The organism is Lysinibacillus sp. BPa_S21 (genome assembly GCF_023337795.1).
GTDB lineage: Bacteria > Bacillota > Bacilli > Bacillales_A > Planococcaceae > Lysinibacillus.
Genome location: NZ_JALIRS010000011.1, coordinates 77,342 through 92,475, shown reverse-complemented (window position 1 = coordinate 92,475; position 15,134 = coordinate 77,342). Strand labels below are relative to the sequence as shown.

The following is a 15,134-nucleotide window of genomic DNA, read 5'->3' as shown; positions in this document are numbered from 1 at the left end:
GTGGATCATCACCAAAACGTGTGGTTGATTTCCGTTCCGACCGGGCGCTTTCCTGGAGTCGCCAGTCTGAACGGGCTTATAGTAGACGTTTTAACAAAAGTCATCCGCAACTTCTGTTGATTAACCCAATTTATAGGGAAACCACCACTGAATTGAAGTTTTACTTTACCCCGCTTTAACGGTCAGTAAACAAAAATGTCTTCCCCGTTAAAACGGGATTCAGTTGACATAGTCGTCGATTAACTGACCGTAAAAGCCCGATTGGTTCAACTAACAATCAGCGGGTAAAACGCCCACTGATTGAAGTTTTACTTTATCCCGCTTTAACGGTCAGTAAACAAAAATGTGATTAACTGACCGTAAAAGCCCGATTGGTTCAACTAACAATCAGCGGGTAAAACGCCCACTGATTGAAGTTTTACTTTATCCCGCTTTAACGGTCAGTAAACAAAAATGTGATTAACTGACCGTAAAAGCCCGATTGGTTCAACTAACAATCAGCGGGTAAAACGCCCACTGATTGAAGTTTTACTTTATTGTATGTAAAAAAAGATGCTGCTACAACTAAAACATATCGTCTTGTTGTTACAGCATCCCTAACATTATTTCATTTTTTGTTTTTGTTTTGATTTTTGTTTTTTAGGTTTCTCTTCTAACAATTCAAGGCTAGACGATTCAGCATCTTCTAAATGGGCTTTGCCTAATACATTCGTTAAATGAAGGCCTCGTTTTTGTGCCTCGCGTTCGATATGAGCTAGTGTTTCTTTTAGCACTTGTACACGGGCATATTGTTTATCGTCTCCTGGTATTAGAACCCATGGCGCATTTTTCTTATCAGTCTTCTCAAACATGTCATTCGCAGCTTCTATATACTGAGGTGTTTTTTCACGATTTCGCCAGTCTTCGTCTGTTAGCTTCCAAGACTTATATGGATCTTCCTCGCGTTCTTTAAAACGTTTAAGCTGTTCCTCATCAGATACTTGAAGCCAAAACTTAATAACAATATAATCTCCTGCTGTTAAAATCTTTTCGAAATTATTTATTTCTTCGTATGCACGAGACCACTCTTCTTTTGTTGCAAATCCTTCAATACGCTCAACTAATACACGACCATACCACGAGCGGTCAAAAATAGCGATTTGTCCATGCTGTGGCAGCTTTCTCCAAAAGCGTTGTAAATAATTGTAGCGCAATTCATGAGGCTGAGGTGCTGAGATTGGGTGTACAATATAGCCACGTGGATCAGCACGTTCAATGAGACGCTTAATAGCGCCACCCTTGCCAGCAGCATCCATACCTTCAAATACTAGAATTAGCCCAATCTTATTGTTTAATAAAAACTGTTGAGCATTTAACATTTCATATTGGAGTACTTTTAATTTCTTTTTATACATCTTCTTATCCAGTTTAACTGATAAATCTAGATCATTTAAATTTTGAGTCATTAAAACTTCACTCCTTACTTTTAATAATCCTATTGTACTAAAGAAACATATAAGTGCATATCCAAATGGTAAATTGTAGATAATTTTAGCGAAACAACACGATACATTGTTGGAAATTTCCGTTATAATGAAAATATAATGTGACAGTCCTATACTTATTTGTCTTTTCCCTATACAATTTAACACGAAGGGAGAGGAAAACATGCCTCGATTTTTTTTGATGACAATCACTTATATTGTCTCACTCATCCTAACCTTTTCATCCTATTTCATGAAAATAAACGGTCAAACTTCTTTAGAAATTTCAAATCGTTTTCCAGTAATATTTGCACCTTTTAATGTTAGTTATGTGATTTGGATTGTAGTTTACGTGTTACTTGGTTATTGGTTAGTAATGAATCTAAAAAAGACATCTATGAAACAGACTGTTCTCTTTAGTAGCATATGTATCATGCAGGCGTTAGCAATTGTGGTTTGGCATCACGAACTATTTATCGTATCCATTGTCAGTTCGTTTATTTTAGTACTGTATTTGTTTAAGTTGTACAAGACGTATCCTCTTAGCAATAATTCACCCATAGGTCGTTTACCCTTTTCGATTTACTTCGGATGGGTTACATTTAGTCTGATGACAAATGTAAGCTTTATGCTAACATCTTATCAATGGAATGGTTTTGGCCTTAGTAATCCACTTTGGGCAGTTATTTTACTAACAATTGGGGTAGCAATCGCGCTACATATTCGATTCCATTATTTTGATATTATCTTTCCAAGTGTATTTATCTGGTCCTATATTGGGGTCGCTTTACATAATGGTTTTGATGAGCTACTTGTCACAACAGCAGCCTTATTTTTATGTGGAGTTCTTCTTGTCGGTATATTATTTATTAAAAAAAATCCTGCCTACCAAAAATAAATTGGTTAGCAGGATTTTAACTTTTTTATTGTTCTTCAAGTGAAGTTAAAACAATTGGTTTGTCTTTCGTAACGATGATTGAATGCTCAATTTGAGCAACGAATGATTTGTCAGGCGTAACGAATGTCCATCCGTCACCAGCTTCTACAATATGCTCCGCTTTCGCTGAGATAAATGGCTCGACTGCAAGCACCATGCCCTCTTTCATAATTGTAGAATCCCATGCATCATAATAGTTTAAAATGTGGTTTGGCTCATCGTGTAATGAACGACCTAAACCATGACCTGTTAGATTCATAATCACTGTTAAATCATTTGCATATGCTTCACGTTCAACAGCTTTACCGATTTGGTTTAATTTTGATCCGGCTTTTACTTTTGTCATCGCACGGTCGAAAGCACTTTTGGCTACGCGACATAGCTTTTCTTTATCCTCATAGCCTTCACCTACTACAAATGAAATTCCCGTATCAGCAAAGTAGCCATTTAATGAACCAGATACGTCAATATTGACGATATCTCCTTCTTTAATCACTCGTTGACCAGGAATACCATGTGCAACTTCCTCATTAACACTAATGCAAGTGTATCCTGGGAAATCATACTCTCCTTTAGGTCCAGAAACCGCTCCTGCCTCAGCAAACATTCGGCCAGCGATTTCATCTAATTCAAGAGTTGTTACACCTGGTTTTGTAGCAGCCTTCATTGCCTCACGAATTTCAGCACAAATACGGCCAATTTTTTTAAAGGCTTCAATCTCTTCTTGCGTTTTTACAATCATTTTTAACGTCCCTTTCATCTAATATCTCTATTTAATATAACATAACTTTTTATACATAAAACGCTAAACGCTTTAAATATTATATGCCGTCATAAATTGTAAAGTGCTGAAAACAGGCTTATCTCCATAACGTGGAGTTGATTTCCGTTCCGGCTGGGCGCTTTGTAGCTGACGCTTCGCTTTCGCTACAGATAAAACATTGTTGCTGTCGCTTCGCTTTCGCACAGAGCAGGGCTTCCTGGGGGCGTCGGGGCAACAGGATGTTGGTCACGAAGGCGTTATCACAGGACGTGATGCTTTTAGCCTTCGTTCCTCTATATCGCTAATCCCCAAGGAGTCGCCCAGCCTCCACTCCAATCAACTTATTTACATGACATACATTTTAATATATGCAAGTCCTAACTAGCTAAAAAAGCAACAATCTTTCATTCAATTCAATAAAAATAAAGCCCTCCACTCATGTGAAGGGCAAAATAGTTATGATTTTCGTTGCATTAATTGAGGTGCTGCTGTAAATAACAGGACGCCGACAACTGCTGTTAAAATCGTTGCTGGTAGCATATATGTTCCATTATAGATAATTGAATAAATCCACGCATTTTGATCACCAGCATACTCTTTGAAAAATACAGCGCCTCCAATAGTATGTGCTGCATAACGTAAAAAGCCTGCTAATACAGTCCCTAAAATAATATAAAGCGCCATTTTCTTTTTGTTTAAATCTTTTGCAGCCTCAAGCACCGGTCGACGCACAACGGCCGCTAAGCCTACTACTGTAAAGGCAATGCCATAATCTAGCGTTCCTTGAAGCCAATGCACTATTGTAGCACCAAACATTGTTTGCATTACACCAATGAGTAAACCCGTTGTCATGCCTGGAATAAGGCCCCATCGGAATGCTATTAAAATTATTGGCACCATCACTAGACTAACAGAGCCTCCTTGTGCCCATACTTTAAAGGAAACCTGATCTAGCACAAGACCAATCGCTGCGAATATCGCAATCTCCACTAGCATTAAAAGTTTTTTACTGTCCAAAAATATTCTCTCCTTTGTTCCGATGTAGGATACAAGAGCAGGAATAGAAATCAGTTGGCAAATATGTCCCTATCTGGCATCAATAAAGATAAAAAAACGATGCCAGGACAGAGCCTCACATCGTAATAGTGTCGGTTTCTATCCACATCCCTACGCAAGCGTTAACTTACAGGTTCAAAGAGTCAAGGCATCACGTGCCCAGTCTCAGCTGACATCATCAGCTCCCCTTGTGGTCGTTACATCTTAATTTAGTTGAACAACCTCATTGTACGCAAACACTGTTATGATTACAACCTCTTCCACAAAATTTTTTGAAACTTTACTGTTTTTCATGCGTAAATATTAAAAAAGGAGGTACTACTATGGAGAACCAAAAAATTTTATCTGCCTTTAGTTATCTCAGTATTTTATTCGCACCGTTTATTGTGCCATTAATCGTTTACTTTGTTGCAAAAGATAGCGATGTAAAGAGTCACTCTATTCGAGCACTAATATCACATTTAATCCCAGTCGCTTTCGGAATTATTTTATTTGCCGTCTTTATCTTCTCAACTTTAACATTCAACAATCTTGACCCTGATTTAGGTAGTAATAAGTTTCTTATCATTTGGTTAGTTTCATTCGGAATTTACTTTCTTGTTTCAATAGGAGTTGTCATCTGGAACATTATACAAGCTGTTCGCGTTGTCCGATAAGTTTCATTCCAATCTCACCTTGAACGGAAAGTACTAAAGGAGCTGTTATTTTGTGAAAGTATCTAAAGTTGTTAAAGTCGCCGTAAAATTAGCACCTATCGCTATCCCAATTGTAAAAAAAGTAATCGCTGCAAAGAAAAGAACTAATCCTAACGTAACTAAAAAATGATAAAGAGGCGTTTTTCCACACAATGGAAACACGCCTCTTTGTTATTTCACTTCAAAATATGTTTGACTATGACCGTTCATTGCTTTTTCAACATGCAACACAGCAGGCATTGTAGCTTTTAATTCCGCAACGTGTGAGATGACTCCAATCATACGTCCGGAATCTTGTAAATCAATAAGCGTATCAATCGCCTTATTTAACGCTTCTTCATCAAGAGAACCAAAGCCCTCATCAATAAACATCGTTTCAATGCGAATATTACCTTGAAAACTTTGAATGACATCTGCCATCCCAAGGGCAAGACTTAATGATGCATTAAACTTCTCTCCCCCTGATAATGTTTTAACATCTCGTAATTGATCCGTATAGGCATCATACACATCTAGTCCAAGCCCACTTTGCTTAGCATGCTTTTCTAAGCGATCTGAACGCCGTAGCTCAAATTGACCGTTAGATAAATGATAAAGCCGGACATTTGCTGCCTCTGTAATTTTATCTAAATAATTGATTTGAATATAACGCTCAAAGGATAGTTTTTTCACATTTTGCCCATTTAGCATTGCATACAGTTCCTTAACTTGTCCCGCCTCTTTTTCAAGTAAACGAATCTCCTGTTCGGTCTCCTCAACTTTTTCGATAAAGTCCGCACAAGCCTTCGCAAATCTTTCCATTTGTTGCAATACTTTAAAGGCTTCTTCATAGGTTACACGAAGCATCTCTAACTTTTCTTCCATTGCCATTAAATCTTGTTTCTCTTGGCCTTTTAGATGCTTCTCTCCCTCAGTAATTTGTACCTGTAATGTATGGATTTGTAGTGCATACTCATTGCAAGCCTTCCTTAAAGCTTCTATTTGCAACACGCTTCGCTTCCCAGTAGCAAATTCTTCATAGCTTTCAAAGCCTGCTTCGGCCATACTTACTGAAAATTGCTCGCGCTTTTCATCCATTTTCAGCTTTAATTCCTCAAAAGCTTGTTTTGCTATTTCTACGGTCATTCTAGCATTATTCGCCGCTTCCTTGGCAGATTGTAAGTTTTGTTGACTGAGATTCCAGGCAGTTTGTAAGGCAATCTTTTGTGAACCTATATTCGCAATTTCCTGCTTTAATGCTTGTAACGTCGTAAGGTTTTCTGGGATATGCTTTTGCTGCTCTTCCACAATTGCTTGTTGTTTCGTTAATTCCTTCGTCTTCTCAGCTAAATATTGCTCTAGTTTTATTTGCTTTTCTTGTTGTTGTTCCATTCGTGCACGATGATCCTTTTGTTGCATACGTACATCAGACAATTGATTGTTCACTACTTTTAAGATTGTTATTTGTTGTTCTACGTTTTGCAAGGAAGCTACAATTTGTGCTTGATTGGATTGTTCAATCTCATTCATTTTTAACTGTCCGAGTGCTTCTTGTAGAAGATGCTTTGTAGAATTTAATAAAGCTTCTTTCTCTATAAACTTGCGCTCATCAGTACTTGCCTGTCCTCGTAAATCTTCTACTTGCGCTAATTCGATCATCTCTAATTGTTCACGATGTGTTTCGAGATGTGTTGTACTACCGCATACTGGGCAAGGATCTCCGTCCTTCAGTTGCTGTGCTAAAATACTTGCCTGACTCGCAATCCATTGCTGCTCCAACTTTTGAAGAGCTTGCCTACTTTCTTGATAATGGACATTAGTAGTGACTACTTCCTGCTCCGCTGTTTCAACTGCTCTAGTATATTTCTCAACTTGCGCTAATAATGATACTTGCTCTTTAAGCTTTGGTAGCTGTTCTAAATAACTTTCATATGGCTCCAGTTGTTTTTCATACTGTTCAATTGTTTTTGTTAGTTGCTGAACTTGCTTTTGTCCAGCTTCTACGATTTTACGATTATCTTCTACTGCTAGATTTGCAGTTGCAACATATTGTTCAGCTATTCGCATTTGCTGCAAATTATTTTCATATGCCTCGAATGTTGGTAATAATGCTTGCAACTGTATTTCATGTTGTAGAATTTGCTGACGTTCAGGTTCTTTCGCCTCTTCAACATTAAACTTTTCTTGTGCTATTTTTAACTGAGCTTCTGCGTTTTGTTGCTCTGTGATAGCTTGCTGATAGGATTGTTCTTTACGATTTTGCTCGGCACGTAAATCGATGCATTGTTGCTCAAGTGCGACAAGTCGTTGTGCTTTCTCTGCTAAAGCAATTTCACGTTCTTTTGCGCTATATAAAGCTTGTTCTTCCAGCAATGCTTGTAGGCGTTTCTGACGATTAGCTTGCTCATCAAATTGTTCATTTAATGTTTTTGCTATACTATAAAATTCTTGCTCTTTTTGATGATGCGCATAAGCTTCTTTATAGCGCTGCTGCTCCAATTGTATACATTCCGTATAATAAGTTTGCTCCTCTTCCAAAGCCTTCTTCAACTGATGCATATTTTCAGTATTATTCGTAATGCAAGTAAATAAAGATGATGAACGCTGTGGTAAAGCCCCAGCAATTTGGCCAAGGAGATGCTCCTTTAATTGTTTAGCACGCAATAAATCACTTTCCGCTTCTTTTCGTTTTGCATCAAGTCTTTTAGTCATGGCACCAAAGCGGTCTGTTTTAAAAATTTTGCGCAAAATCACTTCTTTATTCGTAGAATCTGAGGTTAGTAGCTTACGAAATTCTCCTTGTGGTAGCATAACAATTTGACTAAACTGATCCTTTGTAAGGCCTATTATGTCCTGAAGCTTTTTATCTACCTCTAGCGTTTGCTGCTTTTCTACAATACTATAATCAAGCGTGTCTCCTTTGATTTCAGCCAGCTCAATTTTCTTACCCGTAACACTTTTGTTTTTTGCTTTAATATGACCTGGCTGACGTAAAATTTGATAGACTCTATCATGCATTTCAAAAACGAGCTCTACAGCCGTATACACATCATCGTCCGCAAACCCACTTCGAAGCATAGCAGTATCCTGACGATCTTCACCGCTACCGGATCCGTAAAGTGCATAGCATATAGCATCAAAAATCGTCGTTTTCCCGGCACCTGTTTTTCCGGAAATCGCAAATAGGCGATGTTCACCAAGCTGTTGAAAATCAATAACCTCTGTATTTTTATATGGACCGAATGCAGTAATTGTTAACTTTAAAGGCTTCATTTTACTGTCTCCCGCTCCTCATCTAATAATTCTTGTAGCATCTCTGTAAATAGACGCTCTGTATCTTGATCTGGCTGTACGCCAATGATATCTGTAAAAAATGATCTAAATAAATCGATGTCTTCTACCTTCTCTGTCTCAAGCGCCTGAATTTCATGCGGTACCTCTTGGCGTATTACTTTACGCTCAACATGCATCGCATGAGGAAACACTGTACGAATACGTTCCATCGGCGAAGTTACTGACGTTGTATCTGTTAAGCGTACAAATACATAATCATCACTTGGCGGCAGCTGCAATATATCATCCATTAAGCCCTCCACCACACGTAAATCCCGTCTTGCTATAAGCTTTCGCTTTGTGACGTTAACTTCTCCCTGCTCATCTAGTTCAACTATTAAAAAACCCTTCTCATGTAAGTGCTCAGATAATGAATACTTCAATGGAGAGCCAGCGTATCGTATCGTTTCATTCAACACAAAATGCGCTTTATGCAAATGTCCAAGCGCTGTGTAATTAAAAGGCTTAAATAACGCTGCATTTATGCAATCCGAGCCGCCTATTGATAAAGGTCGCTCAGAATCACTCGTATTCGCTTCCTCTTCTCCATACTTCGTCACAAAGGCATGTCCAATAAAAACATTACGCTTTGTAGTATCTATACTTTGCCCAATATGCTCAATAATTCTTTCCATCGCATCTTGATGAGAACGAATGGAATCATCCTCTAAAATTGTCCGTACTGAAGCCGGTTCTGCATAAGGTACAAGATGAAAATGTACTTCTCCATACTTATCATGTAAAACTACCGGTGCATGTTCTTTCGTAAATTGGCCTTTAATATGTAAACCACTATCACTCATTAAACTACTGCCAAAATTCAATCGACCTGCACTATCGTGGTTCCCTGCAACCGCTAACACAGGGATTTTTTTATCGAGCACTATTTCCGCCAAAATATCATTTAGTAAATTCACTGCCTCAATCGGGGGCATCGAACGGTCATATAAATCACCTGCGATAACGATAACATCTGGTTTTTCCTCATCAATGGCTAGCATAAACTGCTGTAAAATATAATGTTGATCCTCGGTCATATAGACGCCTTGTACAAGCTTTCCTAAATGCCAATCTGCTGTATGAAATATTTTCATTCTTTGCGCCTCCTGTCTATTTCATTTTATCATGGCTGATGGATTGATTGTTTTTCCTTTTATTAGTTTGATAAAGGTTCCTCATCCCAACGTGGGGAACTGACGGGGCGGGCTATCCGTCGCTCTGAGGGTTCTTTCCGTCGCTTCGGCAATTCTATCCGTTGCTCCGGATTCCTTTCCGTCACTCCGACAATTCTATCCGTCGCTTATATTTTTATAGATATTCAATATAAAAAAGAGCATCATCGCCGATGCCCTGTTACAAATATTTAAAATGTTCTTTAATAGCTCTCGCCTTCTCTAGAAAAGAAGTATAGCCAATAAAACCTTGAATGACGCGTGCAGTTGGAGTTGACTGTTCTTTTTCTACTTCTTGTTCTTCTTGTTTCTGCTGCTCTAAAATCTGTTCAAATGAAATAGGGTTCGGCTTAGGCAATTCGTTTGAAGAAATGGCTAAAGCTTTATTGCCAGTGTATTCTCGCAAAAATGCATTGGCCATTTGACGATAGCCTTCAAAATTTGGATGAACGTCAGAAGTATTGGGTAAAAGGTTTGCAGCGTTTAACCCAAAAGCATCATAGACGTCTACATAAACTGCCCCAGCATGCTCTGCCTGTAGCTGTAAAATCTTATTTAGCTTTACAAGTTGTGCATCTGTGCCTACCTTTTGCGTAGCGTGAGCGTTTGGATAAGCAAAATAATAGCCCATTACATAGACCTTTGCTTTAGGCGCTCGCACTTTTAACTCCTCTAAAATCTCCACCATATTTTTTCTGGCAACGTTTAATGCGAAATCCGTTTGGAGCTGCGAAAAGGATAATGTACCGGCAGCAGGATTGACCTGGACTAGCCGCAGTAAATCGTTAGCACCTGCCGAAACGGTAATAAGTGTGGCATTCGCTAGTAAGTCATTTGCTTCCTCTGATTGTACTCGTTTTAAGACATCAGCTGTTGTAAAGCCTGGGAAAGCGAGCTCCTTCGTATAGGAACTCAGTTGCCCTGTCATCCCCAATTTCATGGCGATTAAATCACTGTAGCCTGTATCAATCTGTTGATAAGGTGTTTGCCCAGCGGCCAAGGAATCTCCAATTGACAAATAGTTTTCAGTCTGAGCAAAAGCAGATGAAACACTAAACGCCATCATGAGTATAACTGTACCAATCAAGCCGAGTAATCGTTTCATCTGCCCTACTCCTTTCTTATTGAGAGCTTAAAATGCCCAGCTACCTTTACGGAAAATTGGCTCGACAGTTCCATCAGGTAAGATCCCGTCAATGTCCATCTCACCGCTACCAATCATAAAGTCCTCATGTGTTACTGAAATATTTGCACCTAACGCTTCAAGCTGACCGTTTTCTAAATCTCTTCCGCCTTCTAAGCAAGTTGGATAAGCTTCGCCAATTGCTAGATGGTTCGATGCATTTTCATCAAACAAAGTATTAAAATATAAAATTCCCGATGCGGAAATTGGTGATTCATGCGGTACAAGTGCTACCTCACCTAAATAGCAAGAGCCTTCATCCACATAAATAAGCTCCTGTAATAAATCATGTCCTACCTGTGCTTCAGCTTTAACAATTTTTCCTTCTTCAAATGTTAATTTAAAGCCATCGATAATATTGCCTTGATAAACTAATGGTTTTGTATTGCTTACATAGCCATTAACACCTTGTTTCATCGGTAATGTATAAACCTCTTCTGTCGGCATATTAGCAATAAAGATAGTATCATCTGGCGTTTTACTACCCCCAGTAAGCCATTTATGTTGTGGTGCTAAGGCAATTGTTAAATCAGTACCTGGTGCTGTGTAGTGAAGTTTCGCATATTTTTTCTTGTTCAATAGGTCCGCACGAGATTCTAAATTCACTACGTGATCACGCCAGTTTTCAACAGCATTGCCTTCACCGATACGAACAGTTTTAAAAATAGCTTCCCATAATGCTGGTACTTGTTCCTCAGCTGCTAAGTTCGGGAATACTTTCGATGCCCACTTTGGCGAAGGGACCGCAACGATTGACCAAGCGATTAAATCTTTCATTACAGCGTTGCGATAGTTTTTCAGAGCAGCTCCCGATACCTTTTGATGGGTAGCTAGACGGTCTGCCGAAATCCCTGTTAATTTATCAGGGTCCGCAGCATCAATCCATAATAGGGCTCCTTTACGTTCGATTACCTCATCACGCATTTTAACTACCCATTCTGGGAAACGATTAAATTCCTCATCTGAGGCATACTCAAAATAAGCTCGATCTATTTCATCATCTGAAAAATTAACATGAACACGTCCTGCCCCAGCTTTATAAGCCTCTTTTACGACTAAACGGGCGAAATCTAATGCATCCAAGGATGTATTCACTAATAAGTATTGCCCTGGTTGAATATTGACACCGACTTTTACCGCAAGTTCTGCATATGCTTGTAATTTTTCTTCAAACGTCATATTATTTACCTCGCTTTTGTCCAATTGTTTTTGAATTTCCCTCCACTAACTTACCTTCATGCCAAACTTTCTGTACTGGTTTCCCAGAAATTTCTCTTGTCCATTTTTTATACGTTTTTTCATCACGATAAGATAATAACGTTAATACTTCACCATCCGCCCCAGCACGACCTGTACGACCAGAACGATGCAAATACTGTTCAATTGTTCTTGGGACATCGACATGAATAACATGTGTTAAACCTGCAATATCTAAACCACGCGCAGCAATATCTGTAGCAATTAAAATACGCGCCTCTCCTTTACGGAAAGCATCTAAAGCCTTTTTACGTTCTTCCTTCTTCATGTCAGAATGTAATGTCACAATCGGCGCCGTACGATATTGTAATTTCGTTTCCTTCATTAGCAATTGGTCTATATTGTTGACGAAAGCCAATCCACGTAAACCTTCCGTATGTGATAGTCGGCGTAGGAAATCAGTTTTATCTCGCTCCTCGACTTTCACGAAAGAGTGTACAACTTTACCAACCTTCAACATATCCTCCGGTTTAATTTTGAAGCGTACTGGCTCAAACATCATGCGACTTGCCACTAATTCAATTTCCTCGGTAATTGTTGCCGATACAACAACTACTTGTCGCCCATAAGCTGAACCTTCGATAAAAGATTTTACTACGACACGATATTCACGACTAAGTAACTGATCACACTCATCCAAAATAACCGTTTCAATTTCTTTTAGCTTTAATTTTCCAGCGCGTGCTAATTCATTTAAACGGCCTGGTGTTCCTACAACAATCGTCGGTTTTTTCTTTAACTTCTCGATTTGACGTGCAGAGTTTGCGCCACCAATTAGTTGTTGAACCGTAATATCTGAACCTGCTGTCCATTCACGGATAACCTCTACAATTTGCATTGCTAGCTCCTGAGACGGTGCTACGATAAGTCCTTGTGTTTGTTTTTTTGAACCGTTTACTTTATTCAGTAAAGGAAGTACGTATGCTAAAGTCTTCCCCGATCCCGTTGGCGATTCGGCCACAATATCTTTGCCCTCAAGCATTGCTGGAACCATTTCTTCTTGAATTTTCATCGGCTCTTCAAATTTCCATTTTGCTTGTAAATCTTCATTTAATAAATTTATTACTGACATGTAATTTCCCACCTTCTATCTGCTTGACACTAGTTTAACACACTAATCACGTTCCTACTTCATATGTACGTAAACCCTTATATAAACGTTTCAATAATGAAGCTTTTTCAATTTTTAGAGATGAGCATCTTCCTGCCCTCCGTCTTTGCGGATAAAAAAAACTGCACGACTAATGCAAGGGGGGGTGTCAGTCTTTAAGCCCTCATGAGCTTCTTGGAAGGCTGACAACTTACCTGCGAAAAGCGAACAGATTTTTATTTCGTTCATTCAATGTTAATTAATTTCATAACCACATGCTAAAATAGCACGTTCTGCTAAAACGATTAATGAGTCGAGATATTTGTCACTTAATTTTAAATCTCGATTGACGATGGATAATTCTGTACATCCTAACACGATACGATCACAATTAAGGGCAAGCATCGCCTCTTCTATCGGCTGCCAATCCTTCTGTGAGACATCTTTTCCAGCCTTTACATAATCGTAAATAATAGACATGACTTTTTCTTTCGTCATATCGTCTGGAACAACTGGTGTTATACCAAATTCCTCTAAAGCATCTTGATACATACCTGAGGTTAATGTACCCGTTGTCGCTAAAATCCCTACACGCTTTGCCCCTAAGTCAGAGGCACGCTTTGCTGTTTCTCTGATCATATGTAACACAGGAACTGGGGAACCTTCAACAATCTCATCATAAAAGGTATGTGCCGTATTACATGGAATAGCAATTATGTCTGCTCCAACAGAAGCAAGCTTTTTAGCATCTGCGACTATCACGGGTACAGGGTTTTCCTTTGTACTATCTAAAATAAAGGCCGTACGATCAGGAATATTTGTATCATTATCAATGATTGTATGTAAATGCTCCTGATCCTTCGTTGCCTTCGTACGTCTTACAATCATTTCACCGATAAACATCGTTGCAAGTGGACCAACGCCACCAATTATACCTAAAGTTTGTTTTTTCATTAGTTTGACAGACCTTTGTTGTTAAAATATTTCTTATATTGGCGATAAAAACTTAAATTATCTAGCGTTATATTTAACCAACGCTTCGCATTCATATCCTTATAATTAAAGATGGAATCCGTAGCCATTCCTTGGCGAATAAGGCTCTTTGCTTCCATCACAAGCTGTTCATTTTGCACATATTTAAAGAGTACACCATTCGGCACAATTGTCCAAAGATGCTTGTTCTTAACATACGTTAACTGTTGTTTGCTTCCACGGATAAAATCATCCGCAACATATTGCATTAAATTATAGCCACTAGCTGTCACATAATAATTTGAAAGTTCATTATGTAATTCAATACTCAATAACTTATATTGACCGTCACGTTCATCATACTTCATATCAAACGCGGCAAAGCCTTGGAAGCTTATTTCCTCCAAAAACAATTTCACGCGGTCCATTAAGTCTTTATCGTATGCTGTCATGATGGCTACATAGCGACCAATCCCCTCGGGAGAATGCTCTTCTAAAATTGGGTTACCTACAGATAGCAGTTTTACCTTTCTATCTTGCCCAACATAGGCATTGACGACGCGCATATGAGCATCTTCGCCAGGAATATATTGCTGAACCATTAAGTCATCTCGGTACGCCGATTCCTTATAAATGGCATGGAAAATAGCATCCTTTTCATCGTTATCTTTTGCGATATACACTTTCTTCTTACCTGGAAAAATACATGTAGCATACTTTGTCATATTCATAGGTTTAATGACTACTGGGTATTCAAAAGGAATGTCAAATTCCTCATAGTCATTGACGGTACAAACATGCATTGCCGGATAATGAAAGCCGAACTTCTCACAGAGTGCATACATGCTCTCACGCGTTAATAGCTCGTCAGCAAGATTTGCATCCACATAAGGAACTAAAAAATACTGCGCTAATTCCTCTTTATGTTGTACAATTTTTTTTACGTAAAATTCATCGCAGGCTAATAAAAGCAATTTTTTACCTGCAAATTCCTCTACAATTGCCTGTAACGCAACGACAAAACGTTCTTCAATATGGAGTCTTGGAACTTCACGAAATATTAATAAATCACTCTGATGTATTTTCTCCATATTCGTATGATTTAATGCAAGTGGTTTAACGCCATAGGACTCGTAAAATGCTCTAGCCATGCCGTAAGCATTCATTTCATCTCCTAATAAAACCGGTAAAAAAGCGTGCTCAATAGCCATTCTACTCAACTCACTTTAGCTTT

Annotated in this window: 13 protein-coding genes and 1 riboswitch; of the genes, 2 read left to right on the top strand and 11 right to left on the bottom strand. The window is 38.7% G+C overall.

Translation table 11 applies throughout. The features are described from left to right. Nucleotides 1-602: 602 nt before the first annotated feature. Nucleotides 603-1,445: a polyphosphate kinase 2 family protein gene (locus tag MOK21_RS18970; RefSeq protein WP_249075516.1), complete on the bottom strand. Its 843-nt coding sequence runs from the start codon at nucleotides 1,443-1,445 to the stop codon at nucleotides 603-605. Between the two features lie 202 nt (nucleotides 1,446-1,647). Between MOK21_RS18970 and MOK21_RS18965 the strand changes: the two genes are divergently transcribed. Continuing rightward, on the top strand, nucleotides 1,648-2,361 hold the full coding sequence (locus tag MOK21_RS18965) for a hypothetical protein (RefSeq protein WP_249075515.1): 714 nt from the start codon (nucleotides 1,648-1,650) through the stop codon (nucleotides 2,359-2,361). A 25-nt stretch (nucleotides 2,362-2,386) separates the two neighbouring features. On the opposite strand, the gene map is transcribed toward MOK21_RS18965, so the two are convergent. The 3 genes from map to thiT form a co-directional block, all read right to left on the bottom strand. After that, nucleotides 2,387-3,142, bottom strand: coding sequence for a type I methionyl aminopeptidase (gene map, locus MOK21_RS18960; RefSeq protein WP_249075551.1), 756 nt, complete (start codon nucleotides 3,140-3,142; stop codon nucleotides 2,387-2,389). Nucleotides 3,143-3,214: 72 nt separating this feature from the next. After that, the gene (locus tag MOK21_RS18955; protein WP_249075514.1) at nucleotides 3,215-3,367 is read right to left on the bottom strand and encodes a hypothetical protein; all 153 of its coding nucleotides are present in this window, start codon (nucleotides 3,365-3,367) and stop codon (nucleotides 3,215-3,217) included. A gap of 252 nt (nucleotides 3,368-3,619) precedes the next feature. Then, entirely contained in the window at nucleotides 3,620-4,180 is a 561-nt protein-coding gene (gene thiT, locus MOK21_RS18950; protein WP_249075513.1) for an energy-coupled thiamine transporter ThiT, read from the bottom strand. A gap of 130 nt (nucleotides 4,181-4,310) precedes the next feature. After that, nucleotides 4,311-4,418: riboswitch (TPP riboswitch) on the bottom strand. Between the two features lie 124 nt (nucleotides 4,419-4,542). On the opposite strand from thiT, the gene MOK21_RS18945 reads away from it, so the two are divergent. Further along, nucleotides 4,543-4,875, top strand: a complete 333-nt coding sequence (locus MOK21_RS18945) for a magnetosome magnetite crystal formation protein family (protein ID WP_249075512.1) — start codon at nucleotides 4,543-4,545, stop codon at nucleotides 4,873-4,875. Between the two features lie 210 nt (nucleotides 4,876-5,085). Here the strand turns inward: MOK21_RS18945 and MOK21_RS18940 are convergent, their stop codons facing one another. The 7 genes from MOK21_RS18940 to MOK21_RS18910 all read right to left on the bottom strand — a co-directional run bounded on the left by MOK21_RS18940 (nucleotide 5,086) and on the right by MOK21_RS18910 (nucleotide 15,111). Continuing rightward, entirely contained in the window at nucleotides 5,086-8,166 is a 3,081-nt protein-coding gene (locus MOK21_RS18940) for an AAA family ATPase (RefSeq protein ID WP_249075511.1), read from the bottom strand. Continuing rightward, a complete protein-coding gene (locus MOK21_RS18935) occupies nucleotides 8,163-9,320 on the bottom strand; it encodes an exonuclease SbcCD subunit D (RefSeq protein WP_249075510.1) in 1,158 nt (385 codons plus the stop codon). Before MOK21_RS18935 ends, MOK21_RS18940 begins: the two co-directional genes overlap by 4 nt. A gap of 259 nt (nucleotides 9,321-9,579) precedes the next feature. Then, nucleotides 9,580-10,503 carry an SGNH/GDSL hydrolase family protein gene (locus MOK21_RS18930; RefSeq protein WP_249075509.1) on the bottom strand — a complete coding sequence of 308 codons (924 nt, stop codon included), beginning with the start codon at nucleotides 10,501-10,503 and terminating at the stop codon, nucleotides 9,580-9,582. 27 nt (nucleotides 10,504-10,530) lie between these two features. Then, on the bottom strand, nucleotides 10,531-11,760 hold the full coding sequence (locus MOK21_RS18925) for an aminopeptidase (protein ID WP_249075508.1): 1,230 nt from the start codon (nucleotides 11,758-11,760) through the stop codon (nucleotides 10,531-10,533). Between the two features lies 1 nt (nucleotide 11,761). Next, on the bottom strand, nucleotides 11,762-12,910 hold the full coding sequence (locus MOK21_RS18920; protein WP_249075507.1) for a DEAD/DEAH box helicase: 1,149 nt from the start codon (nucleotides 12,908-12,910) through the stop codon (nucleotides 11,762-11,764). Between the two features lie 273 nt (nucleotides 12,911-13,183). Further along, a complete protein-coding gene (gene cuyB / locus MOK21_RS18915) occupies nucleotides 13,184-13,882 on the bottom strand; it encodes a cysteate racemase (RefSeq protein WP_249075506.1) in 699 nt (232 codons plus the stop codon). After that, on the bottom strand, nucleotides 13,882-15,111 hold the full coding sequence (locus MOK21_RS18910; protein WP_249075505.1) for a carboxylate--amine ligase: 1,230 nt from the start codon (nucleotides 15,109-15,111) through the stop codon (nucleotides 13,882-13,884). Before MOK21_RS18910 ends, cuyB begins: the two co-directional genes overlap by 1 nt. Nucleotides 15,112-15,134: the final 23 nt, after the last annotated feature.